The organism is Clostridium lapidicellarium (genome assembly GCF_041224415.1).
Classification (GTDB): Bacteria; Bacillota; Clostridia; order Clostridiales; family Clostridiaceae; genus Clostridium_B; species Clostridium_B lapidicellarium.
On the sequence record NZ_JBGFFE010000009.1, the window covers coordinates 20,600 to 44,781 of the forward strand.

Consider the following 24,182-nt stretch of genomic DNA (forward strand, 5'->3'; position numbering starts at 1 on the left):
GATTATAACTCAATGAACAAACTATTAATAATATGTAAATAATATATGAATTAACCGTCAAAAGCTCAAAAGTTAAAATATTTAAATCCAAATCAGAAAAAGTTTTTTGCTGTCTATGCACATATCCCAGGGCTGATTCAAATTCTTAATTTTTTGCCATTTTTCTCTGCTTATTTCCCATCTCAACGTCTTGATTTTATCATAAGATTTTTCTTCCACACTCTCCAGATAAATTGCCGTTGTAAAAGGACCATTGTTTACATATTTTACACGACATTTGAAAATATTTTCGCCAGTGCACCCATTTCCCATGGTAATATAATGTGATCTAATACCTACGTAGGACGGAGAACCTTTGATTTTTTTGTCAGTTTTAAGTGTACAGCCCCAGTCAAGAGCTTCTACCGTATTTTCATCCAGTACTTCAATCCTGGATATATTTTTACATCCGGTGAGCCGGGCGGCAGCAAGGGTAGCCGGATTCTCAAATATATAATCCCTGTCTCCGCAGCTTTCGACCACTCCGTTATTGATTATTGCAATATTCTTACAGATTCGATACACCTCGTCCCTGTTATGTGATACAAAAACTGTAGATCCGGTGTAATTATTCAATATGTATACAAGTCGTTCCTCCATTTTACTTCTCAAATGGCTGTCGAGAGCTGAAAATGGTTCATCCAGCAGCAATATCTCAGGTTTTACAGCCAGCGCCCTGGCAATGGCGACTCTCTGCTGCTGCCCACCTGAAAGCTGGCTGGGATATCTGTCTTCCAGCCCGTTTAAGTTCATCATGTTTATCTTTTCAGAGACTATTTTATCTTTTTCGACGCGCGATATATTATTTAAGGCAAAACTTATATTTTGACTTACAGTCATGTTGGGAAACAACGCGTAATTTTGAAACAAAAATCCAACTTTCCTGCTGCGGACGGGAATATTTATTTTCTTTTCAGAATCATACAGTACCTTTCCATTTAATATGATTTTCCCGCTGTCAGGGACTTCCAGCCCTGCAATACATTTTAGCGTCATACTCTTACCCGAACCCGACGCCCCAAGCAGACCTATGATATTATCTTCTGTACTGAATTTAACATTAAGATTAAATCCATGGAATTTTTTTTTGACATCAATATAAAGCCCCATATTATCTTCTCCCAACACCATATATGTTTTTCTTTTGACGTTCGTTCCAATAATCCATTAAAAAAATCATAACCGTTGAAATTGCAACAATTAATATGACCCAGATAAGCGCATTTCCCATTTCACCATTTTCTGCCGCAAAATAAATAGCTATGGGAATAGTCTGCGTTTTGCCAGGTATATTTCCAGCCACCATGAGAGTAGCTCCAAATTCCCCAAGACACCTGGCAAAAGAAAGGACTGTTGCCGCACCTATTCCAGGCCATGCCAGCGGCAGTATCACCTTCCAAAAAATCTTACATTCAGATACTCCAAGAGTTCTTGCGGCATTTATAATGTTATTGTCTATCTGTTCAAAAGATCCCTTTGTTGTCCTGTACATCAACGGAAATGATACAACAGCGGCAGCTACAACAGCGGCCGGCCATGAAAAAATTAAGCTTGTTCCAAATTTCATCAGCAATTTACCTATAGGTCCATTTTTCCCAAAAATAATAAGCAAAAAAAAGCCAACTACCGTTGGCGGAAGTACAAGAGGAAGTGTAAATACAGTATCTATGATGTTTCTGAATTTTCCTTCATAATTGGTCATCCAGTAAGCTGCAATGATTCCAACAAAAAATGTTATAATAGTAGCTATAAAAACCGTCTTTATAGAAATCCAGGCCGGTGAAATATCAAAATCCACAGCAACTCCCCCTTTATTTCAAAATCAAAAGTATATGCACTTTACTTTGCTATCTTGAACCCGTATTTTTCAAATACTGTTTTAGATTTATCCCCTGATAAAAATGAAAGAAATTCTTTAGCCGCACCTGCATTTTTACTATTTTTCACTACAGCTGCAGGATAAATTACAGTTTTATGGGAATCCTTTGGTGCCGCAGCTATGATATCAACCTTATTCGATATAAGTGCATCCGTTTTATAAACAATACCTGCATCTGCATTTTTTGTTTCAACCCAGGTTAAAACCTCTTTTACATCTTTTCCATAAACAACCTTAGGCTGAACCTTATCCATTAATTTTAAATTTGTAAGAACTTCCTGAGAATACTGACCTACAGGAACACTTTTAATCTCACCAAGTGCCACTTTCTGAACCTTGTCTGAAGCCAGATCATCAAAATTTTTGACATTGGAAGAACCCTTAGGAACTATAAGCACTACATCATTCTGCAGTAAATTCTTTATAGTATCGTTTACAACAAGATTTTCATTTTTGAGATCATCCATCTGCTTGGTGGCAGCAGATACAAATATATCAACTGGTGCACCCTGTTCAATTTGTCTTTGAAGACTGCCCGAAGCCCCAAAATTGTACTTGACAGTGACATTGGGATGTTCTTTTTTATACAGTTTCCCTATTTCATTCATTGAATCCTTAAGACTTGCAGCTGCCGATACGGTCAAAGTAACCTGCTTGTCCTTATTTGCCGATGAACCAGTTTCTTTGGAACTTGCATTGGATCCACCGCATCCTGCTGCCAGGAATACAATACACAAGGACATGACAATAAATAACATTCTCTTAGATTTTTTCATATAACATAACTCCCCTTATTGCAATTATATTTTTCAACATAACATAACATTATATAACGTAATATAAAGTATATATTCAATCCATTTATTTTATGTTATATTATGTTATATTATATAATAAAATTATATATTTCAAAAACTGATCAGTCAAGCCAATATCTAAATTTTCAGTATAATATTTAAAAATAAGCAGGGTGCTGTAAAACTGTTTTAAAAAATAATTTTACAGCACCCCATTTTACATATTAAAAAATAAGCAGAAGCCTGATTTAATTGTAACTGCTGACAGCTTTCTCTACGTTATTTTCCCCATAGGTTATCCAGTCACTCCAGCTCCCACTGTAAAGTTTAACCTTTAATCCAATTTCATCCATCAGCAAAAAATTAAAGGCCGCATCAATTCCTGATCCGCAGTATACTACCGCACCTTTTTTATCATGGGCGTTTTTAAATTTTCTCTTTAAGTAATCAATATCAGCAACGGTATTGTCCACGTTCAAACTTTCTTTCCAGTAATAATTTACAGCCCCGGGTATGTGTCCTGCTATTTTGTCTATGGGCTCACTTTCACCTCTGTACCTTGCCGGAGTCCTTGAATCTATCAATATCCATTTGCTGTCATATTTTATTCTATTTACAAAATTTACATCCGATATTATATTTTCATTCATATTCAATTGAAAATTACTTTTTCTAGTGGATTTTGACACATCTTCAGAAAGCCTGTTTCCATCATTTATCCATTTGCCTATTCCACCATCCAGGATGTAGTTAAATTTATGTCCCATGTAGTACCTAAGCATCCAGCAAAATCTTGCTGCATCGGCAATTTTATAATCATCATAGGCCACCACCACAGTACCTTCACTTATTCCCAAATTCTCCACTGTATTTCTAAATTTTTCAGCTTTGGGAAGAGGATTTCTGCCGCCGTGTTTCCCCGGTGTCGAAGATAATTCAGTATTCAAGTCCACAAAAAAAGCACCTTCTATGTGGGATTTTTTATAAGACTTTTTCCCATAGCTTTCATCCAACAGATCTCCCCTGCAATCCACAATCACCAGGTTGTCGTCTTTTAAATGATCTTTAAGCCATCTGGTAGTAACAAAATTTTTCATCTAACTCCCCTCCATATTATCTACTATTTAAATTTTTTTCTATTATCGACTTAACCATTAATGGCAGGCTTCTTTTTTGTTTTGCACTTAAAAGCTTTACATCAATAGGTTTATCAATGACCATCTTCACTCCGGCAGGTGCAAATATTTTATATTTACAGCCTTCAAATATTCTATAGCTGCCATCAATGGCAACGGGAATTATGGAAACACCCGATTTTATTGCAAGTTTAAAACTACCCTTTTTAAAATCAAGCATCTTATGGCACTTACTTATAGTACCCTCTGGGAATACAACCATGGAATACCCATTTTTCAAATTGTCTATCCCCCTCGCAATAGCTTTCACAGATTCTCTCATATTTTCCCTGTCCATAAATACACAGTGAATCTTTTTCATTCCTTCTCTAATAACCGGTACTTTTAGAAGTTCTTTTTTTGCTATAAATCCCATGGATTTGTCAATATAAGCAAGCATAACAAGAGGATCAAAGATTCCCTGATGATTCGAAACAAATAGATAGTTCCTTTCCCCAATGTTTTTCTGGCCAATTACATCCACTTTAACTCCAATTTTATCCAAAATGTTTTTTGCCCATTTCGACACAATTTCCGATATAAGTCTATCTGCCTTTTTACCCGCAAAATTTTTATACATGAACTTAATTTTCAATTCCAGATAAAGAGTATAAAATGCATAAAAAATAAAATAAATGTACAAAAATACAGTTTTCATATTTTTCTCCTACAATATCACATATTTAATATTTACATTATATCATTATTTAAATAAAAAATTGTATAAAATTATTGAAGATATGTCCGGTTAAGGATAAAATGATATCATACAAGTATTATAAATTTTTAATCAAAAGAAAATTATAGGAAGCGACAAATCTTATGTTAATAAATTTGTTTAAGGGAATAGCCATAGGTATGATAATAGGCATGCCTTTCGGACCAATTGGAGCCCTGTGTCTTAAAAACACATTGACTTTCGGGCGCAGATACGGCTTGATTTCAGGACTTGGAGCTGCATTTACAGACAGTATATATGCTTCTCTGGTTCTAATGAGCTTTATGTTGATAAAAAAATTTGTTGTATTGCATGAACTATACCTCCGTATTATAGGAGGACTTATATTAGTCTGCTTTGGAATTTATCCGGTTATAAATAGAAAACATCACATTACATTAAATATAAAAAAAATCAACAAGAAAGATATTTCACAAAATAACAATTTACTGTTTAAGACATTTACTTCCACATTTTTAATATCACTGGCAAACCCAACGACTGCTCTTCTGCTTATAGCCATATTTACAGGTTTGCACCTGTCAAATGTACGAATAAGTCCTATAAATAAATATTTTCTAATTCTGGGCATATTCACTGGATGTATGATCTGGTGGTTTATACTTGTTTCCACGGCAGGAAAATTTACAAGCAAGCTCAAGGTGGAAAATAAATTTTTTCTAAATAAAATATTGGACCTGGCAATAACTATCGGCGGAATAATAATATTTTTAAGTGCTTTTATTTCCTTTAGAATCAGAAGGCCCTCTCTTTTAAATTTAAAACTGTTTAACACATTTAAAAGCTCATTTTTCAAAATACCCTGGATTTGAACCCCTTGCCTCTAACTTCACTTGCATCCATAATTGACATAACCGCATTGGCATCCAGGTCATAGATGAATCTTTTAGCTTCTTCCACCTGTCTTGAACTCATGATGGAATATATGATCTTTTTTTGAACTCCAGTATATGCCCCTTCACCGTAAAGGTAAGTAACTCCCCTTCCAAGTTTTTCAACTATTTTTTTCTCTATCTCTTCATTTTTACTAGTTACTATAAACATTATCTTTTCTTTATCAAGTCCCTCAATAATCTTATCAACTACTACGGAATACATATACATTGATATAAGAGTATAAATTGCAGTAGGCAAATTACCTATGAGCATGCCTGCCGCCACTACCACTGCATTGATTGCAAAACCAATTCTCCCTATTGAAATACCATATTTCTTTTTCAGTGCAACTGCTATTATATCGGTGCCGCCCTGTGACGCCCTGCATTTAAATACAATACCCGCCCCAACTCCAGTAAGCATTCCACTGCACAATGCCGACAAAAGTGGATCCGGCAAATAATAAAAATTACTTACCTTTCTTGTAAAAATCAAGGACAAAGACATGGCCGCCATACCTATAAAGCTGAAAATTCCAAATTTCTTGTCTACGGTTTTGAATCCTACTATAAATATAGGTATATTTATTGCTATAATAAAATATCCTGAAGATATATCCGTCAAATACTGAAATATAATTGCAATACCTGAAACTCCGCCGCTTAAAAATTTATGCGGTATGATAAACATATTCACTCCGATGGAATATATTATATTCCCCACAATTATCAATATTACTTTTAATACAACACCCTTTACATTTTTCATATTTTTCTCCATACAAATAACCTATTTTTGATCTCTATTGCAAATAAATTCTATTACATACATATATTATGATCAATTACGATAGATGTCCATCAAATTACATTACTATTTATATAAAGGTGTGAACACAAATTACATCACATATATATCACATATCTTTCCCTAATCTTCAAATACCTCCAGATATATTCCGGTACCTAAAATCAAACAAAATAATTGACACATTAAAGAACTGCCAGAATAAAATATTATGAGAAGCAATATCATGGGGGAATTTGAAAAAATGCTCTACTTTAATTATCCTGATAATTCTAACTATATATTCAATATTGGAAAAAAGCACTTAAAATTCTATAGGCGTGACACAAATACCGGCTCAGTAATATTAAAAGAGCAAAAATTATCTCCTTCCAATTTTGGTATAAATTATCCCGTAATTTCAAATGAAGGTGATACAGAATCTATTAAAAAAATCAATAACCTTATTGCCGACAAAGTGAGTTCACTATTTAAAAGTCAGGTACTTCTGCCTGAAATAATTGATTTTCACGATATCCTTGGGAACTACGAAATAATGTTAAATCAAAAAAATATTCTCAGCATACTTTTTAACATAAGTACCTATATAAATCAGGCCGCCCATGGATATACAAAGTACTCTTCCATAACAGCCAATACCGAAACAGGACAGGTATATGACTTTGACGATTTATTTAACTCCAAAGTATACTACACCAAAATACTAAACGAGTTGGCAAAACAGTACATTAAAGAAAATGATATACATCTAATCGGAAAATACGATGGAATAACCCAGGATCAAAAGTACTATTTAACTCCCGAAAGTCTTGTACTGTACTATCAAATTTATGAATATACGCCGTATGTACATGGGCTTTTCAAAATAGAAATTCCCTACGCTAAAATCAAGAATATTATAAATCCCGCAGGGCCCATAGCCAAACTCATAGATACAATGTAATCCATCCCCATCCATCAAATTTGGGAATTAAACTGCATTTTCAATTACAGCAGTTTAATTCCCTGACATTGATTATTATTCTATTACTTCCAAATCCTTTGGATAATGATTCAATACCTCACAGCCGCCTTCCTCAGCAATTACCAGATCTTCTATTCGTACTCCAACTTCTCCCGGTATATAAATACCAGGTTCAATGGAAAAAATCTGGCCCGGCTGAACCACATTGGTATTTGCCGAGGAAACATCACCAAAATCATGATCATCTATTCCTATAGAATGTCCCAGCCTATGGGTAAAATATTTCCCATAACCTTTTTCCATTATATAGTCCCTGGCTGCCGCATCTATATCACAAAACCTAACTCCTGCCCCAGCTTTTTCTATTCCTCTCTTGTTTGCCTCAAGAACTATATTATAGACCTCCCTGCTGTGCTCCGGTACATATTTATAAAAAACAGTTCTAGTCATGTCCGAACAGTATGAATCTTTTTTGCAGCCGATATCGATGACAACACCATCTCCTTCCTTCACAGTCGAGTTGTCCATTACATGGTGCGGATCTGCCGCATTTGCACCATATCCTACAATAGGATCAAAGGAATGGCCCTGTGCTCCCAATTCTTCCCATATATCAGAAAGTATTTTTCCCATTTTCTTTTCAGAATATTTCTTGGGAATAAGTTTAATCATTCTGTCCATGGCAATATCATTTAATTTAGAGGAACTTCTCATAAGCTGCTTTTCCTTTTCATCTTTACACATCCTTACCTTGTCCACAATTTTTGAAGCATTTACAAATGCACTTCCGGCTTTTAATTTCATCAATTCAATTAAAAAATGTGAAGGCCAGTTTTTATCAATGCCCATGGGTTTATCTTTTTCAACATATTTTGAAAGGATTTCTACAGGTTCCTGAATATCATTGTAATAGACAATATCTATCCCCAAATCTTCATTTATCGGAAATAATTCATTTACGAAAAGTCTGTTGCCGTCCTTTAAATTTATATAAAGCGCCAGCATTCTTTCGCCAGGTAATATCCATTTTCCTGTAAGATAAAATATAGAAGACGGATCCGAAATTATCATTTGAGGCAATTTCTTTTCTTCCATTAGTTTCAAAACCTTGTCAAGCCTTTCCTGTATCATTACAAATCAACTCCTAAAATTATATTTTTAATTCATATGTATCATAATAACTAATAATCAGAAAATTACAATATTATTTTACCACATTTCTCATGTCATGTATATATTTTTTCCATATACATAGTAATTTTCTTCACATATACAGTAAAAAATTTCAATATTTCAATGCATCTATATATTGAATATATTTATTCGTTATGATATCATTATCATGTTCAGATAAGTAAAACTTAGGAGGAAAAAAATGATTGGTGAAATATCTCAAAAAATTCATAATTTAAGAAAGAAAAATAATCTCACTTTAAAGGATTTAAGCAAAAAAACTGGCCTTTCAGTGAGTTTTTTATCTCAAATAGAAAATGGATCTTCCTCCCTGGCAATTACCTCATTAAAAAAAATAGCAGATGCCTTCAACGTAAACATGAGTTATTTCTTCAAAGCTCCTGAAACGCATAATTTTCTGGTCAAAATAAATGAGCAAAAAATATTTAAAATGGAAGGTTCCAATTCAAAATTTATTAGAATAAGTGGAAATTTTCCTTCAAGAACCCTTGAATCCATGCTTATAATAATTCCTCCCGAGCAGACTCACGGAAGCACATTTAACCACCCCGGTGAAGAATTTGTATACGTACTGGAGGGAGGTCTTGTCGTAACTTTAGACGGCAGGGAATATTTCGTGGAAGCAGGCAATTGTATACAATATCCTTCAACTATAATACATTCATGGAGAAATCCAATGAAGCAGGCTGCAAAACTAATCTCCATAACAACTCCACTTATCTTCTAGTGAACTGCTGTCATTCTTACTCATTTTTATTCCCCCTATTCCCCCATTTCACCAATTCCCATATAAATAATGCTGTAACTGCCATTCCAAAAATTAAAATTAACACTTTCATATAAATACCACCTTCAATAATAAAATTATAGCATATCTTTCTATAAAAATAATGATTTTCAATTTAAAATTTTTCATTGACATGTGTACATTAAAGGTGTATAATAGTGTGATATAAGGAGGTGATAAAATGAAAGATAAAAAATCAGTATTGATAACACCTGATATCATAGAGGAATGTTTATGTGAGTCCTTGGATACAGTGGAAAATAATTCTCAGTCACATAGAAAAAATAAAAAACATTTAAAGTAAACAGAAATAATTTATTCCCACCAATTTAAGAGTTTATACTCTTGATATCATTTCTTTCTCATCAATGATTTTTTAATTTTTCAAGGGAAAATCCCATGAATTTCCCGCTATTTCTCCTATACCCTAGGAGAATAGGAGAAATAGAAGTATAAGGTTGTAAACACATCTTGTCTATTAAAATATCCATGTTAAAGAAAGCAATTAAAAGTCAAAAAATTTATGAAGCCGGCTTGTAATAATTTCACCAGTTAGGGGAATGAAATTAAAAAAACCAGCTTCATATTTTTATATCCAAATATTTAAGATAAATACCTGTTCAACAACAATTCATATAGTACATTATAGCATATAATATATTATATATCCATAACATTTTCTTTGGAAATATCGATTATTTCGGCATCAGTATGGCTTTCTACAAAATCTACAATACTTTCCATTATAGAATCAGTATGTGATGAATTCCCACATATTCCTACAATGCCTATGACTATTATCTGATATATGTCCCTGTCATCTATTTCCGATACGGATATATTAAACTTATTTTTTAATTTTTGAATTATACTCCTAACAACCATCCTCTTTTCTTTCAGAGAGTGCACCCAAGGTGCTCTCAACTTGATCTTCATGAATAAGATTTTCAAAATTTACCACCATCTTTTTTCAATAATATACATACCTTTCAAATAAATTATAATACAGTATTGATCATTTGCAAAAAATTTAATCCAATTTTAATGTTAATGGGATATACTGAGTTTATATTTCACTGCAAATAAAAAGCAAGGAGATTTTTTTTATGCCCTTATTAGAATTTAAAAACGTATCATACACGAGCGGTGACAAACACATATTGAAAAATTTATCTCTGGCAATTGATCGTGGAGATTTCATATCAATAGTAGGTCCGTCAGGCAGCGGCAAAAGTACTTTCTTCAGATTGTGCTCACAACTTATAAGTCCAACTGAAGGAACTATACTTTATAAAAATATACCTTATAATAAATACGACCCCATAGAGTGGAGGAGAAAAATAGCCTACTGCTTTCAAACCCCTTCCTTTTTCGGAAACACCGTAATGGACAATTTAAAATTTCCCTTTTCCGTAAGAAACAAGAAAGCGGATTTGTCAATTATAAAAAAGCTTTTGAAAGATTTCAAGATGGATACGGAATATTTATCAAGAGCTGTAAACAATCTTTCAGGTGGAGAAAAACAGAGAATTGCACTTATAAGAACTTTGATCACCGGCCCTGAAATTCTTCTTTTAGATGAAGTGACATCAGCTCTTGACGAAAAAAATACCCTCATCGTAGAAAACGTGATAAAATCCCTAAATGGCAGCGGAATTACTATTTTATGGATAACGCACAATTCTCAACAGAGCAGGAAATATGCAAATAAAATTTTATCGATTGAGAATGGAACTTTAAAATCTTTGGAGGTCATAAAATGAATGGAGCTGCAGATATCAGTATTTATTCAATTTTATTTTCCCTATTACTTGTATTAATTGCCCTTGCATTTTCGTATTCACAAAAATTAGATCTTGAAAAAGATATAGTCATAAGCATTGGAAGAGCCGTAATACAATTGATCATTGTGGGATATCTACTGAATTACATATTTGGATTAAAAAATATATTTTTCACTACATTTTTATTGATATTTATGATGATAAATGCTGCGTATAATGCAGCGAAAAGAGGATATAAAATCAAGAACGTATTTTTTGTATCTTTTGTCTCAATAATTCTAGGGACATCAATTACTCTGACAATTCTTGTATTTTGTAAAGTCATAAAATATGAACCCTATCAAGTAATACCTATTGGCGGGATGATTATCAGCAATTCCATGGTGAGCCTGGGATTGAGCTACAAACAGATGAAGCTGGAATTTAAGAATAAAAAAGACGAAGTGGAGACAAAACTGTCATTGGGAGCAGACATTTATCAGTCATCCATGAATATAATAAAAGATTCCATCAAGGTTGGAATGATGCCAACCATCGATTCAGCCAAGACATTGGGAATAGTAGCACTTCCCGGCATGATGACAGGACTTATTCTAGCGGGCACTTCACCCATAAGTGCTGTCAAATATCAGATAATAGTGACTTTCATGATGCTCTCTGCCACCTCTATATCTTCTTTTACAGCATGTTATCTAAGTTATAGAAATTTCTTCAATGACAGGAAACAATTAATCCAAGAATAACTGGCTATCTGTTTTTTCCCATATGGGAATCTGAACCGTGCCAAGATGAATTACTCCGGTTGAATCTGCTCTTTCCACTATTGAAGTTCTTTCTCGGAGCTCTCGGAGCCTGGTTTACTTTAATGCTGTTTTTATTAGAATAATGATTTGGTTGAATTTGGGGGCGTTTTGGAACAAATTTAACTCTGACATTTTTTTTACTTGGAGAAGGACTATAATTGCTGTGAACACTGTTTTTTCTGTTATAGGTACTATTTGACGATTTATAATTGCTTTTGCTGTTCAAATACTTATCGTCCGTCCTGCCATCAATGTTACTGTCAACACTCTTTACATTTTTGGCCGGACTGTAATTCAAACTTCTGCCGGCGCTTTTATCCGGCTCTTTAACTAAATTTTTATTTAAGATAACATTGCCATTTGATTTGATTTTAACATTCAAGTCAGAAGTTTTAATATCTGATTTGAATTTAGAAATATCCAGGTTCTTACCGGATATATTGATAGAAATACTTTTTGCCTTCATGTACTTCCTGTCAATAAGTTTGTCTTTCCGGGATTGATAAAGTATCATTCTCAGCCCATCATTCACGTCAATATTATTTATTTTAATTTGATTCAGTACCTTGCGGCCGTCGTCATTCAATGCTTTTGAAGAAATAATTCTGTTTAAAGAATTTACTTTCAGTTCAATACGTGGATTTATATTCACCAAAACCGTGGCCGAAGGGCTGTAATAAACTCTGGCGGCACCGCAAACAACCAGTGCAAATGCTATACATGCCGCAATCAATATTTTTTTGGCACTGACAGGGAAAAATCTATGTACAGCTTCATTTCCTACAAATTTTTCACCAATATTAGGTTTTTTACCATTGCAGTTTACTCTTATAAATTCACCATAAGGAGTAAGTAAATTAGCATATTTACCATTTGTATCTATTACTATACCTTCTTTTTTACTCATTATTCACACCTGCTTTTATATTTAAATAAGACTTTATGTAAAGAAACTTTTCACTGCTGAATATTATAAATAAAACAATGATATATTTTCTCCACTTATCGATAAATTTTTTGCTAAATCCGGTATATACGCATATTTTCTTAACGGGAAGCCGTCTTTTATTTAATATGTAACTGCTAATTTCACTATTATTACATATCTTCAAAGCAAGTTTTAAAGCATTGTTTCTCGTATCCTTATGTTTTGGACTTTTATTTACCAGGCTGTTGAAATTAATTCTGTATTTCACAAGCTCTTTTTTCAATTCAATAATCTCATATGCCCTATTTTTATTTTCCGTTTCCAATTCAAAGCTATCTATAGAACTGATATTGTCCAATTTTCCACCGTCACACTGATCATCCTCAAAAGTAAGCAAAGGTAAATTCCTATTTTTTCTAAAATAATCAATCAATGCATTTTTGATTATAACTCTTGCATATGCATAGAAATTCCCCTTGTTTTCTGTATATTTATCACAAGCCTTATTAAATGCAATCAAAGCAATACTGAGCTCATCGTCATTTTCCCACTGAAGGTGTTTTTTTGAAATAGAGTAAGTACATTTATATATAAAATTCTTATTTTCACTAATAAATTCATCTTTGTTCTTACAAATCAAGTGATTAATATTCTGCATGAAATCACCTCATGTATTAATTATACGAAAAAAAGCAATAATTTCAGGGGGTAAATTCTAAAAATTATTCCTCAAGCCCGCATTCCTGAGTTTAAATTTTTGAACAGCCATGGCCAAAACATCATAGATTTCATCATACTTAAATATTTTTCCCTGTAAAATCATATTTTTAAATTTTTCTATGGAAACAAACCTCACCTCGCTTACTTCTTCCTTCTGGAGAACTACTTTCGACAAATCAATATTCATATACACAAAATAAATGTCCCAGATAATGTTATCCTGAAATATTCTCATTATAAAATCCATATCTTCTTTCCTGAAACATATTCCCAGTTCCTCCTTTACTTCCCTCATAGAACCCTCCAATGTATCTTCACCGCTTATCATACATCCTGTAGTCAATGTCCATATATTTGGAAGGACCTCCTTATTTTCGGATCTTTTCTGAATCAATATTTCAAGTTTGTCATTTATTATCCAGACCTCAGCTGCCAAATGATACTGTCCGCCGCTTAAGACATCGGTACGTCTTTTTTTTAGACCTGTTTTATGTCCTTTATTGTCGTATATATCCCATAATTCCATTTAAAATCCCCCTATATATATTTTCTTTACAAACTTTTATTATACGTCAACAATTAATTCCTTTGAAGATGGCGCAAAAACGGCGGCTGTTATATACAACCACCGTCGGCATTTAAATTTCCGCATTTGCAGTATCGCTTTTTTTCTCTCTCATAAATACAACAACTGCCGGAATGAGAGATATTACTATAATTGCAATTACCACATAGGAAAAATTATGTTTTATAAAAGGCAAACTCCCGAAGAAGTATCCTCCCCACAAAAACATGGATACCCACAGAAATCCTCCCAGCATATTATGAGTTAGAAATTTAAAATATTTCATCTCGCCAATTCCAGCAACGAAGGGAACAAAAGTCCTTATGACAGGTACAAACCTTCCCAGCACTATAGCCATAGGGCCATGTTTTTCATAAAACCTGTGAGCTTTATAAATATGTTCTTTATTTACGAATCTTGTATTTTTGCTTTTTAAAATATTATTTCCTATCTTCTTTCCTATGAAATAATTGGCAGTATCACCCAGCACTGCCGCCGCAAAGAATACAATAAACAATGTAAATACCCCGAGGATATTTTCTGCAGCAAGCGCTCCAGCTGTAAATATAATGGAGTCACCCGGCAAAAAAGGCGTTACCACCAGTCCAGTCTCACAAAATATCACTATAAAAATTATAGCATATGTAAATGTACCATAATTTTGTATAATAATATTCAGATATTTATCGAGATGCAGCATGACATCAATCAAACTAGCTGTAAAATTCATATCTTTTATCTCCTCTTCCTATATACTTTTATAACCTTATTAATACATTATGGTATACAAACAAGGTTAAAATACAGTTAAAAAAGGATTATAATTTAGATAAAATTCCAGGGTCATACATCCATTTTGGAAACCAAGAAATCTGCATCTTTTACACTCAAAATAAAATTTACAATGTTTTCTGCCGCATCCATATTTGCATAAACTCTTTGAAATCTTCTGATTTTATTTAATTCCTGAGAATTATTTGAAATCAAATTACTCACCACATCTTTTATTTTACCTGTACTTTCGCATACTACTCCAAGCTTATGCTTTTCAACAAATTTAGGGTTTTCCTCTTCCTGTCCCGGAAGGGCGCCTGTTATTATCAAAGGTACGTTACAGGCTACAGCTTCCATGATTACATTAGGACTTCCCCTCATAAATACAATATCGGAGTCCCACATTAGATCCTGTATATTTTCCGTAAATCCATACACTTTAACTCTGCCTGCGTATTTCTTACCCAGTGATTTTTCCAGTCTATTCTTAAGTGCCTTATTTCGGCCGGCTACAATTTTCACTGTACAATTAAAATTTTCCAGGAGAATTGCGGCTATTTTTTTCATATTGCCAACTCCCTCTCCCCCGCTCATTATCATGCATTTAAGTAATTTCTTGGAATTACAATCGATGCCTTTTTCAAATCTATAGGTACGGCTGTAAAACCTCGAACGTACTGGAAAGCCCAGAACTTTTATTTTTTTTTCAGGCACGCCGTAACCCATGCATTTATACTTTGCCTCCTGCGTAGGGCTTATTATATAATCCGCTCTTGGATCTGCCCACAATGGCGTTATGCTCACCAAATCCGCAATAAGTGTGACAAAGGGTATTTCAATATGGTATTTTTCAAGAATATTTAGTATGGAGCCGTTAAAATTGGGGTGAAGAGTTAAAATCAAATCCGGCTTCGTCTCTTTTAATAAATTCAAAAATCTGTCTTTTATTTTCAACTCGACAATTTCATTTACAATAGATGGTTTAATAGACGAAATATCCCATATGAGTTCCCATAAATTTTCTGACTTTCTTGTTATGGGCCCATACGCCTTTGCTACATTCAGCAAAGTAGTTCCGCCCAACGAAAATCCATCTACTATATTTACTTTAATATTTCCGTTTTTAGGAAATTTCTCGCATAAAGATTCTGCTATGCTTTTATGCCCATGCCCTGTAAAATTAGATGAAATAACAAGTATATTATTAATCATAACCAGTCCCTCTTATCAGTTAATTATTATAATACAAATATCATCAATATTCTATTTTAGTATATTACACAATTAAATCTAACACAGTATTAAGAATAAGTTAAAATTACATTAAATCTTAATATTAAGATGAAAAATAGATTACAATAAACAAGGAAATAGAAAGAAAAGGAGCTGTGAATTTTATGAATACCAATAATATAAAATCAATTTATACTGTTCTTATTTTTATAATACTGGCGGCTTTTGATAATGTAGTAATAGGATTGTTCCCGCCGCTTTTCTCTTCTATCTCAAAAAGTATGAATGTACATATTTCTTCGCTGGGGATAGTCTCGGCAGTCAATATTCTGATGACATCCTTCTCGTCAATTTTGTGGGGCTATCTCACAGGTAAGTTCAGCAGGAAGTTTCTCGTCATTATAGGCACAGTCATCTGGTCAATTTCAATATTTTTGACATCGCTGTGTACAAACTACCTGCAGCTCCTCATCCTCCAGGTTTTCACCGGTGTGGGGCTTGGCTGCATATCTTCAATAGGATTTAGCGTTTTAACCGACTATATTCCGAATAAATACAGGGGAATGCTGCTGAGCCTCTGGGGCATGTCTCAAGGATTCGGCGGAATAGCAGGGGCGCTGATGGCATCACTTATGGCTCCCTTTACAAGTTGGAGGAAGCCTTTTGAAGTCGTGAGCATTACAGGCTTTTTGCTTATCGTACTGTATTTTTTTATAGAAGAACCTGCTGTAGGTCAATCAGAGCCTGAATTAAAAACACTTATTGAAAAGGGATATACATATAATTACAACATTGAATTCAAGCATCTATACAGTATCGTATCAAAACGAAGCAACATCTTATTGTTCCTGCAGGCGTTTTTTATGAATATTTCCATAGGAACTTTAATATGGCTTCCAACTCTGTATATTTCAAAAATTCAACAGCAGGGTTACAGCTTAAAAGTTTCGATTATCGCAGCCGGGTACCTTTTTGCCATATTTCAGCTGGGAGGTCTGACATCACCACTGTTCGGCCACATGGGCGACATTCTCCAGGGCAGGACCTACAAGGGAAGAGCTGTCCTTACATCTCTATTTATATTCGCTATGATACCATTTTACCTGGCAGTTTTCATGCTTCCGATGAACAATCTCAAGCTGCCGCAAAACAGCGATCCGCTACTTATATTGATATCATTACTAAAGGAGATAGTGGTGAATCCATGGATATTTACAACATTTATCCTATCTTTTCTTGCAAGTGCACTGCAATCCGCCAATACCCCAAACTGGCTTGCCCTGATAACTGACGTAAATCTCCCGGAACAAAGAGGTACCGCCTTCAGTATAGCCAATCTGGCCAACGGTCTCGGAAGAACCATAGGAAATGCAGGTGTTGGAATCATACTGTCCCACATACATGCCGGTGAACCCACAAATTATATAATTACCCTGTCACTGATGCAGATTTTCCTGGTTCCATCCGCTGTCACCTATTTGATAATGACAAAAGACAACATAAAAGATATCAATGACGTTAAAAATACATTGGTAAAACGCACAAGGAAACTGTCCCAATAAACTATATTTTAAACTGCCCCACAATGCCGGTAAGTTTTTCAGCTTCTTTTGCATTCTTATCTGTATTCAAAGCTATGTCCAAATTTTCTTTCTTTATGGAATCCATACTGCTGGATATATTGGAAACTGCATCTGTACACTTATTCACGGATGCAGCTATTTCCTCCACTATGCCGGAGAGATCCTGCTGTGACTTATTTATGCCCTCCATGAGTTCATAAAATTTCTTTATGACAGCTGCCATTTTAGTCCCGTCATTCTGGTATTCCCTGCTCATATCCACTATTTTAACATAGTCTTTCATGACCTTTCCCTCAACAAAGCCAAGTACATCCTGTGAAGAATCCATAAGTATGCCCACTGCTACAATTATATTTTTTATATCATTTTGCATATTGTCCGCCATATCCGAGCACCTATCCGCAAGTTTCTTGACCTCTTTGGCAACCACCATAAAACCGCTCCCATATTTCCCGGCACGGGAAGCTTCAATAAGTGCATTCAATGCAAGTATATTGGTTTTCTCGGAAACTTCTTTCATTTCATCCAGCATTTTCGAAATGTTTTTTACAACCTTTATGGTCTCAAAGGATTTTTTCAGTTTTCCGCTGGAATCCCTATAATATTTTTTTATATTACGGGCTGAATTCTCTATTTCGCCGCCCATGCTCACAGCTTTTTTATTTATATTGTCGGCCAATTTAAGTCCCGAATCAGCTTCATCTACAGTATTTTCTATCTTACGTTTTATGTAAAATATGCTTTTTTCAACCTCTTCAATAGAAGTCATGACTTCCTGCATATTAGACGTTATCTCATTTGATTTATCGGATATGGTTTTAATTTCGCCTTCAGATTCCCTAAATCTGTTATTTACATATTTGCTGGAATTTAGCGCAGCAAATCCTTCATCCTTTGCATATTTTATCATATATTTTATATTTTTCAGTGCTGAATTCAAATCAACCACGGTCTGTCCAAATTCATCCCTGGACTTAATATCCATTTTATATGTAAGATTAAAATTTGAAAGTTCCCTGGCATATTTCCTTATATTCAAGAGAGGTTTTTTGATCTGACTTGCTATTATGATCCCCATTAAAATACCGGCCAGTATAAATATCAAAGTAGCTGCCGCCATCTTGTATTTGAGGGAATTCACAGAGTTCAATATCTCATTTCTGTCAATCACAAGTCCCAGGTACCAATTTACACCGGATAAAGGCGAATAGGCAAGTAGAAGATCATTCCCCTTCTGTCTATAGTAATCGGAGCCGCTTCTGCCCTGCACCATATTTTTTTCTATAGAAGCAAGTTTTTTCAGAGAACTGTCCTTCTGGGAATTCTTTATAGTATTGTCCTTATTCAAAACCAAAGTCAAATTTTTATGTGCAACTTTAGTCCCATCTTTATTTATTATAAAACAGTATCCACTGTTTCCAATTTTCATACTTTGAACAAATTTATTCAATTCAGACGTACTTATGTTTGAAAATAGTACACCTGTTGTCCTTCCGGCATTATTTTTTATAGGAACTGCCACGGATATTATTTCCTCTCCATTTACATTAAAATAGGGCCCGTCAATAGCCGGAGTGCCCTGGACAGCTTTTTTCAAATACCCTGTCCCAAGGTCCATTTTTGTTTTCTCTCCAGTTTGCATGTAGGCCATACCGCTTAAATCCATGGCATACAAACCTGAATACCCAAGCTTGTTCGCCCTTTCCTGTAAAACAGGCACCTGAATTTCTGGATTCATGGATTTTATTTCACTTCTAGCCGCTATCTCCGTCATAGAACGAACTTGCTGCTGCAAAATGGAGCTTAAAAGTTTGGAGGACTCCCGGGCTTTGTCCTGCAGCGAGGAATTTATATTTTTTTCCATGGCAGTATAAAAAGTATAATATGACAGCATTCCAAAAAAACCGCAGATAAATACTACCAGTATTCCAATTTCAAGAATTATTTTCACTACGACGCTGTCCATGCTGATTAAATTACTGTCCACTTTTTTCTTTAAAAGGGAGCTTGTTTTTTTCCTAAAATTATCAAATATACGTAAGAAATTCAAAATTGTTTTTTTCATGACATTTCCTCCAACTTATTTATTTGAATTGATATCACATATAACATAACTGCTGCCCCTGTTCTTCTTGGCTTTTTTCTTGATCTTACTCATGCAGACTCCAATATCGTCAACTCTTTCAAATTTGCTGAAATTTCCATACATACACCCGAGGGCTATGGACGTAAGTGGAAAGATATCCTTATTGCCCTTTCTATCGAAAGATTCGATGTATCCATTTGTTTTATCCTTTTCATTAAAAAAATCAAGCACTTTCCTGTTGAATTTTGAAATTATCTTTTTGCACAAACCGCGCCCCTTATCAATATCATTTTCAAGCACACATACAAAATCGTCCCCACCTATGTGCCCTACAAAACCATTGTACATGGAACATCTGCTTACCTGTTCCTCTATGATTTCCGCAGTAAGCTTCAATACTTTATCCCCGTTTTCAAAGCCGTAAGTATCATTGTATATTTTAAAATTGTTCAAATCTGCGTATATGACAAAAAAATCATTGTGAGAATGTATTACATTGTCGAGAACCTTATTTATAATTTCATTTCCGGGAAGCCCGGTCAATGGATTGAGATTCCTGGCATGTTTCTTTTCAAACTCCAGAGTGTATTCAAGAAGATCCTTTATGGTTACAATTCCATAATACTTGTTGTTTTTTGTAACTATGACATAATCGTATATTTTCTTGTAATCCCTGGCCATTGCAATTTTGGACACCTCGCTTATAGATGTGTTATAGTCCACTATGGTCGGGTTGGCATCCATCACCAAAGACACGGGGCGTTTGAGAAACACCGAAATTCCATACTGCGTGGCAAGCACGTAGTCCAGGTTATGCTGCATCATAAGTCCGAGGGGATAGCCGCCATTTGTAATACAAACTCCCGTTATATTATAGGTATCAAAAAATCTCTTTACATCTTTAGCAGAAGTTACAGAAGGAAAATCAGGGTTTTGCTTTGCTATATCTCCAATGCAGTTTTTTTCAAACTGAAACCTGTTTGTCTTCATTTTATTGTATTTTATTATGGTTGCCCTCACATTCTCAGAAATATCGAGAAAAGTTCCCGAAGGCCTCTGCAGAAAATATCCCTGACCTGAGCAAACTCCCAGTTCTATGAGTTTTGCAAGTTCGTTTTCAGTTTCAATCCCCTCGGCTATGATGTTCATGTTTGTAGATTTCCCCAGCATCACAAATGTTTTTACAAGCTTCTGTTTAAAGCTGTCTTTATCTATATCTTTTATAAAGGAAATATCAATTTTAATATAATGAGGTCTGGTTTCCATAATGGTTTTTAGTCCGGAATAACCTGTACCCATATCATCAATGGCAATTTTATAACCTTGATTTACATAATTGTCAAGTGCTTTTCTAAAATCCTCATAATCTTCTATAGCTGTTTTTTCCGTGATCTCAAATATAATCGTGTCCGGAGAAATATTATTTCTCTCCAGGAAATCCTTCGTGAAGCCGCTTTTAAAATTTTCGTTTTTGAATATCTTAGGATCTACATTTATAAACAGGAGCTTGTTTTTATCTATCTTATTTGCCTTTTCAATTGCCTTTTTCCTGCACAAGAGCTCTAGCTCCCATGTTTTTCCAAAAATCTCTGCCGCATGAAAAAGTTTTACAGGCAGGTGCAGCGGTGAATCTTCAGGTCCTCTGCTGAGTGCTTCATATCCAACTATAGATGCATCCCTCAGAGATACAATGGGTTGAAACACCGTAGTAATGTCCTTTGCATCCAGTATTTTATTTAATTCTTTCTCATCTTTTGATTCCATATATTTCACCTCTTGCATTCTATTACTAACGAAATTATATATTTACTTTGTTAATTGCATGATAATCTTATGTTTTAAGCCCGGTCCTTGAAAAAAAAAGCTACGGTACAGAAATTTCACAATTAAAGTAAAAGTTCTGTTTTCCCGTAACTTCACAAGTTTATATCTGTCTGTCTGCTATTGCAAAAGCTCATTGGCAGTATTCTGCGGAATGGATGCCTCTCCTCCAAGAATTGTAATCTGGCCAACTCCATTCAACTTTTTCTGAATATAATTTTTAGTATTGCTCAAGTCCGATCCTCCAACAAGTACAATAGGAGCATTTTTCTCACCTGCTGCCGCAGATCCTGAAAGTGCATCTGCAAAATCATTTCCTGAAGCCAGGTAGATATTCGACATATCATATTTTCCGTCAAATTTATCAAGCACTGCAAGATTCGTAGAATATCTGTCGGTTCCGGATATCCTCTCAGCTCCGAGACCGCTGACTATGCTGTCGTCTACTACACCCTCTCCGCCAATTACATAAGGTGTGCTTGAATTGTCCTTGACATATTCAAGTATGTCGCTGCTTAGCTCTTTTCCATTGGTAAGAAGTATTGGACTTCCTGACAGTGACGCATATGAAGACACGGAAAGTCCGTCTGCAAATCCCTCTCCTGAAGCTATAAATACCTGCTTAGGACTCCCTATCTGCTTTGCAACTGCAAGCGAAGTTGCATATCTGTCATTGCCGCTTATTCTCTTAACTACCAATTTCATATTTCTCAATGAATTTTCTATTGAATCGGAAACTACTCCAGTACCTCCGATTATATAAACAGTCCTAACTTTCAGTCTTGAAAGCTCTGCTTTTGTACTGTCACTTAAAGTATCATTCGAAGTCAAAAGTATAGGTGCATTTTTCGACTTTGCAAAAGGAGCCGCACTCAGCGCATCTGCAAAAGATTGACCTGAAACCAATACAGCCGCCCCTGCTTCATCCCAGTTATTCTGTGATATTTTAGCTGCAGTCTCATACCTGTCCTGTCCTGCTATCCTCGATACATTTTTGTGAGAATTTGTCTTATTTATAGTATAGCTGTCTATAGAAGTCATATTATCAGTCCTGTACGTGGATATCGTAAAACTCTTATCCGTCACACTTATATTGGAAAATGTAGGAACTTTGTCCTGTTCTTTCTTAGCCTCGTAGTAATTGTTGTAATTTGGCTCCTGAATCTCATAATACTTACTTCCACTGGCCGAATTGGCAGTTATATAGAGCACACCATTTGGATCAGTAACACTGGTATCATCTTTTCCGCTTACTGCCTGATCATTTTCCATCTGGTAAGATCTGGTATAGCAATGATCATGTCCATCTAAAACTACATCTACTCCAAGCTCCTGAAATACCTGTGGATGTGTTACCCTTCTAGCTGCTATATCGGCATCAGTTTCATGGTTTGCAGAACTGTATATGGAATGATGCATGCCCACTACTCTCCATTTGGCATCCGGATTTGCAGCTATGGCCTGCTGCATAAACTCCTTATGATCTTCTGCATTTATATCATTGCTGTTGAGCATCATAAAAAGTGTATTCCCATATACAAAATAATAGTCATTTCCTGTCGTTCCATTACTGTTGTCAGATTCATAGCCGTTATTCGTAAAAATGCCGTACTTATCAGACATATTTGGAGAATTGAAATGTGTAATATGCCCTACTCCATATCCTTCATGATTTCCGGGAATTGCGGCAACGGGAATATTTTTTATCTGTTCCGGTTTGAAGTATCCGTCATATTCCAGTTCATTCGTCTGTCCATTGAGTTCTTTGCCGTTGTTGACCTGATCTCCTATGGACAGTATAAAACTGCTTGTAGGAAATTTATCTGTTACCTTTTTAACAGAATCAACCCATCCTGTTGTATCTTTATTTATATCACCGCCTGCACCAATTTGCGGATCTCCTGCAAAAAGGAAACTAAAACCGCTGGATATATTCTGCGTAGTGTAATTATTGACAGAACTCCACGTAGTACCATCACCTACACGATATACATATTCGGTAGCCTGTTTCAAATCTGTAACTGTAACTTTATTGGAAACATAGCCGTCATTTCCATCGGATTTGCTTCCTTTGAACGACTTAGCTTTGCTTTCCGGGAATTCACTTCCTGTCATATCGGATTTCAATGCAATCTGTACTTCAGGATCCGATGTCTTATTATTGGAATACCAGGTGAAATCAACCTGTGATACATCTTTACCTGGTGCAAAAGTTATATCCTTGATATTGGCAGAGGTTTCCCCTTCAGAGGTAATTGATTGATTTGTTGTAGTATTCTCACCTGTAGCCGCATTAGCAGACATTGGTATTGCAGTACCTGCAAACACAAGTGAGCAGCAGAGTAAAAATAATGCTGTCTTTTTTAAATAATGTTTCATGAAACTCCCCCTTATAGATATGTTATACGTTGNCAAACACAAGTGAGCAGCAGAGTAAAAATAATGCTGTCTTTTTTAAATAATGTTTCATGAAACTCCCCCTTATAGATATGTTATACGTTGCAGACCAATTCAATTTCCGTCCACCCCATACAGTTTTTATAGTATCACCTTGTAAAATTTCTATCTGTCATGTTCATGTAAATTCAATGTAAAATAATCATAACATTTTTATATTTAACTTAAACT

General features: G+C 34.8%; 23 protein-coding genes. 7 read left to right on the forward strand and 16 right to left on the reverse strand.

What is annotated here, in order from left to right:
- Positions 1-81: 81 nt before the first annotated feature.
- The 5 genes from AB8S09_RS07830 to AB8S09_RS07850 all read right to left on the reverse strand — a co-directional run bounded on the left by AB8S09_RS07830 (position 82) and on the right by AB8S09_RS07850 (position 4,548).
- Positions 82-1,149, reverse strand: coding sequence for a sulfate/molybdate ABC transporter ATP-binding protein (locus AB8S09_RS07830; protein ID WP_294184686.1), 1,068 nt, complete (start codon positions 1,147-1,149; stop codon positions 82-84).
- 1 nt (position 1,150) lies between these two features.
- Entirely contained in the window at positions 1,151-1,837 is a 687-nt protein-coding gene (modB, locus tag AB8S09_RS07835) for a molybdate ABC transporter permease subunit (RefSeq protein WP_294184688.1), read from the reverse strand.
- Between the two features lie 41 nt (positions 1,838-1,878).
- Positions 1,879-2,694 carry a molybdate ABC transporter substrate-binding protein gene (modA, locus tag AB8S09_RS07840; RefSeq protein WP_369868870.1) on the reverse strand — a complete coding sequence of 272 codons (816 nt, stop codon included), beginning with the start codon at positions 2,692-2,694 and terminating at the stop codon, positions 1,879-1,881.
- A gap of 269 nt (positions 2,695-2,963) precedes the next feature.
- Positions 2,964-3,812, reverse strand: coding sequence for a sulfurtransferase (locus tag AB8S09_RS07845; protein WP_294184690.1), 849 nt, complete (start codon positions 3,810-3,812; stop codon positions 2,964-2,966).
- 16 nt (positions 3,813-3,828) lie between these two features.
- On the reverse strand, positions 3,829-4,548 hold the full coding sequence (locus AB8S09_RS07850; RefSeq protein ID WP_369868871.1) for a lysophospholipid acyltransferase family protein: 720 nt from the start codon (positions 4,546-4,548) through the stop codon (positions 3,829-3,831).
- Positions 4,549-4,712: 164 nt separating this feature from the next.
- Here AB8S09_RS07850 and AB8S09_RS07855 point away from each other — a divergent pair, with 164 nt between their 5' ends.
- Positions 4,713-5,441 carry a LysE family translocator gene (locus AB8S09_RS07855; protein WP_294184693.1) on the forward strand — a complete coding sequence of 243 codons (729 nt, stop codon included), beginning with the start codon at positions 4,713-4,715 and terminating at the stop codon, positions 5,439-5,441.
- Here the strand turns inward: AB8S09_RS07855 and AB8S09_RS07860 are convergent.
- Positions 5,422-6,273 (reverse strand): YitT family protein, encoded by an 852-nt coding sequence (locus tag AB8S09_RS07860; RefSeq protein ID WP_369868872.1) that lies wholly within the window; start codon positions 6,271-6,273, stop codon positions 5,422-5,424. The genes AB8S09_RS07855 and AB8S09_RS07860 overlap by 20 nt on opposite strands.
- A 250-nt stretch (positions 6,274-6,523) precedes the next feature.
- Here AB8S09_RS07860 and AB8S09_RS07865 point away from each other — a divergent pair, with 250 nt between their 5' ends.
- Positions 6,524-7,255, forward strand: a complete 732-nt coding sequence (locus tag AB8S09_RS07865; protein WP_294184698.1) for a DUF3298 and DUF4163 domain-containing protein — start codon at positions 6,524-6,526, stop codon at positions 7,253-7,255.
- Between the two features lie 75 nt (positions 7,256-7,330).
- Here the strand turns inward: AB8S09_RS07865 and AB8S09_RS07870 are convergent, their stop codons facing one another.
- On the reverse strand, positions 7,331-8,407 hold the full coding sequence (locus AB8S09_RS07870; RefSeq protein ID WP_294184700.1) for a M24 family metallopeptidase: 1,077 nt from the start codon (positions 8,405-8,407) through the stop codon (positions 7,331-7,333).
- 244 nt (positions 8,408-8,651) lie between these two features.
- Between AB8S09_RS07870 and AB8S09_RS07875 the strand changes: the two genes are divergently transcribed.
- Positions 8,652-9,197 (forward strand): helix-turn-helix domain-containing protein, encoded by a 546-nt coding sequence (locus AB8S09_RS07875; protein ID WP_294184702.1) that lies wholly within the window; start codon positions 8,652-8,654, stop codon positions 9,195-9,197.
- Positions 9,198-9,438: 241 nt separating this feature from the next.
- Positions 9,439-9,561, forward strand: coding sequence for a hypothetical protein (locus AB8S09_RS07880; protein ID WP_294185167.1), 123 nt, complete (start codon positions 9,439-9,441; stop codon positions 9,559-9,561).
- A gap of 356 nt (positions 9,562-9,917) precedes the next feature.
- Here AB8S09_RS07880 and AB8S09_RS07885 read toward each other — a convergent pair whose 3' ends face one another.
- A complete protein-coding gene (locus AB8S09_RS07885; RefSeq protein ID WP_294185168.1) occupies positions 9,918-10,208 on the reverse strand; it encodes a DUF503 domain-containing protein in 291 nt (96 codons plus the stop codon).
- Between the two features lie 155 nt (positions 10,209-10,363).
- On the opposite strand from AB8S09_RS07885, the gene AB8S09_RS07890 reads away from it, so the two are divergent.
- Both AB8S09_RS07890 and AB8S09_RS07895 read left to right on the forward strand, forming a co-directional pair.
- Positions 10,364-11,020: an ABC transporter ATP-binding protein gene (locus tag AB8S09_RS07890; RefSeq protein WP_294185170.1), complete on the forward strand. Its 657-nt coding sequence runs from the start codon at positions 10,364-10,366 to the stop codon at positions 11,018-11,020.
- Positions 11,017-11,784, forward strand: coding sequence for an ABC transporter permease (locus tag AB8S09_RS07895; protein WP_294185172.1), 768 nt, complete (start codon positions 11,017-11,019; stop codon positions 11,782-11,784). The genes AB8S09_RS07890 and AB8S09_RS07895 overlap by 4 nt, the downstream gene beginning before the upstream one ends.
- A 4-nt stretch (positions 11,785-11,788) precedes the next feature.
- Here AB8S09_RS07895 and AB8S09_RS07900 read toward each other — a convergent pair whose 3' ends face one another.
- From AB8S09_RS07900 to AB8S09_RS07920, 5 genes are all read right to left on the reverse strand, one after another.
- Positions 11,789-12,751, reverse strand: coding sequence for an anti-sigma factor domain-containing protein (locus tag AB8S09_RS07900; RefSeq protein ID WP_294185174.1), 963 nt, complete (start codon positions 12,749-12,751; stop codon positions 11,789-11,791).
- Positions 12,744-13,430, reverse strand: a complete 687-nt coding sequence (locus AB8S09_RS07905; protein WP_294185175.1) for a sigma factor — start codon at positions 13,428-13,430, stop codon at positions 12,744-12,746. Before AB8S09_RS07905 ends, AB8S09_RS07900 begins: the two co-directional genes overlap by 8 nt.
- Before the next feature lie 57 nt (positions 13,431-13,487).
- A complete protein-coding gene (locus tag AB8S09_RS07910; RefSeq protein WP_294185177.1) occupies positions 13,488-14,018 on the reverse strand; it encodes an NUDIX hydrolase in 531 nt (176 codons plus the stop codon).
- A gap of 112 nt (positions 14,019-14,130) precedes the next feature.
- Complete coding sequence (locus AB8S09_RS07915) at positions 14,131-14,787, reverse strand: VTT domain-containing protein (RefSeq protein WP_369868873.1); 657 nt, start codon at positions 14,785-14,787, stop codon at positions 14,131-14,133.
- 113 nt (positions 14,788-14,900) lie between these two features.
- A complete protein-coding gene (locus AB8S09_RS07920; RefSeq protein WP_294185180.1) occupies positions 14,901-16,043 on the reverse strand; it encodes an MGDG synthase family glycosyltransferase in 1,143 nt (380 codons plus the stop codon).
- A 185-nt stretch (positions 16,044-16,228) separates the two neighbouring features.
- Here AB8S09_RS07920 and AB8S09_RS07925 point away from each other — a divergent pair, with 185 nt between their 5' ends.
- Entirely contained in the window at positions 16,229-17,626 is a 1,398-nt protein-coding gene (locus AB8S09_RS07925; protein WP_294185182.1) for an MFS transporter, read from the forward strand.
- Between the two features lies 1 nt (position 17,627).
- Here AB8S09_RS07925 and AB8S09_RS07930 read toward each other — a convergent pair whose 3' ends face one another.
- From AB8S09_RS07930 to AB8S09_RS07940, 3 genes are all read right to left on the reverse strand, one after another.
- Positions 17,628-19,712 (reverse strand): methyl-accepting chemotaxis protein, encoded by a 2,085-nt coding sequence (locus AB8S09_RS07930; protein WP_294185184.1) that lies wholly within the window; start codon positions 19,710-19,712, stop codon positions 17,628-17,630.
- A gap of 15 nt (positions 19,713-19,727) precedes the next feature.
- Positions 19,728-21,497: a GGDEF domain-containing protein gene (locus AB8S09_RS07935; protein ID WP_369868874.1), complete on the reverse strand. Its 1,770-nt coding sequence runs from the start codon at positions 21,495-21,497 to the stop codon at positions 19,728-19,730.
- A 177-nt stretch (positions 21,498-21,674) separates the two neighbouring features.
- A complete protein-coding gene (locus AB8S09_RS07940; protein WP_369868875.1) occupies positions 21,675-23,933 on the reverse strand; it encodes a cell wall-binding repeat-containing protein in 2,259 nt (752 codons plus the stop codon).
- Positions 23,934-24,182 lie beyond the last annotated feature (249 nt).

Bases quoted from the DNA above. Each gene is read 5' to 3' on its own strand.
- AB8S09_RS07925 (WP_294185182.1), top strand. From the start codon at position 16,229: ATGAATACCAATAATATAAAATCAATTTATACTGTTCTTATTTTTATA.
- AB8S09_RS07915 (WP_369868873.1), bottom strand. From the start codon at position 14,787: ATGAATTTTACAGCTAGTTTGATTGATGTCATGCTGCATCTCGATAAA.
- AB8S09_RS07910 (WP_294185177.1), bottom strand. From the start codon at position 14,018: ATGGAATTATGGGATATATACGACAATAAAGGACATAAAACAGGTCTA.
- AB8S09_RS07895 (WP_294185172.1), top strand. From the start codon at position 11,017: ATGAATGGAGCTGCAGATATCAGTATTTATTCAATTTTATTTTCCCTA.
- AB8S09_RS07930 (WP_294185184.1), bottom strand. From the start codon at position 19,712: ATGAAAAAAACAATTTTGAATTTCTTACGTATATTTGATAATTTTAGG.
- AB8S09_RS07830 (WP_294184686.1), bottom strand. From the start codon at position 1,149: ATGGGGCTTTATATTGATGTCAAAAAAAAATTCCATGGATTTAATCTT.
- AB8S09_RS07860 (WP_369868872.1), bottom strand. From the start codon at position 6,273: ATGAAAAATGTAAAGGGTGTTGTATTAAAAGTAATATTGATAATTGTG.
- AB8S09_RS07875 (WP_294184702.1), top strand. From the start codon at position 8,652: ATGATTGGTGAAATATCTCAAAAAATTCATAATTTAAGAAAGAAAAAT.
- AB8S09_RS07890 (WP_294185170.1), top strand. From the start codon at position 10,364: ATGCCCTTATTAGAATTTAAAAACGTATCATACACGAGCGGTGACAAA.
- AB8S09_RS07940 (WP_369868875.1), bottom strand. From the start codon at position 23,933: ATGAAACATTATTTAAAAAAGACAGCATTATTTTTACTCTGCTGCTCA.
- AB8S09_RS07865 (WP_294184698.1), top strand. From the start codon at position 6,524: ATGAGAAGCAATATCATGGGGGAATTTGAAAAAATGCTCTACTTTAAT.
- AB8S09_RS07935 (WP_369868874.1), bottom strand. From the start codon at position 21,497: ATGGAATCAAAAGATGAGAAAGAATTAAATAAAATACTGGATGCAAAG.
- AB8S09_RS07880 (WP_294185167.1), top strand. From the start codon at position 9,439: ATGAAAGATAAAAAATCAGTATTGATAACACCTGATATCATAGAGGAA.
- AB8S09_RS07855 (WP_294184693.1), top strand. From the start codon at position 4,713: ATGTTAATAAATTTGTTTAAGGGAATAGCCATAGGTATGATAATAGGC.
- AB8S09_RS07900 (WP_294185174.1), bottom strand. From the start codon at position 12,751: ATGAGTAAAAAAGAAGGTATAGTAATAGATACAAATGGTAAATATGCT.
- AB8S09_RS07905 (WP_294185175.1), bottom strand. From the start codon at position 13,430: ATGCAGAATATTAATCACTTGATTTGTAAGAACAAAGATGAATTTATT.
- AB8S09_RS07870 (WP_294184700.1), bottom strand. From the start codon at position 8,407: ATGATACAGGAAAGGCTTGACAAGGTTTTGAAACTAATGGAAGAAAAG.
- modA (WP_369868870.1), bottom strand. From the start codon at position 2,694: ATGAAAAAATCTAAGAGAATGTTATTTATTGTCATGTCCTTGTGTATT.
- AB8S09_RS07920 (WP_294185180.1), bottom strand. From the start codon at position 16,043: ATGATTAATAATATACTTGTTATTTCATCTAATTTTACAGGGCATGGG.
- AB8S09_RS07850 (WP_369868871.1), bottom strand. From the start codon at position 4,548: ATGAAAACTGTATTTTTGTACATTTATTTTATTTTTTATGCATTTTAT.
- AB8S09_RS07845 (WP_294184690.1), bottom strand. From the start codon at position 3,812: ATGAAAAATTTTGTTACTACCAGATGGCTTAAAGATCATTTAAAAGAC.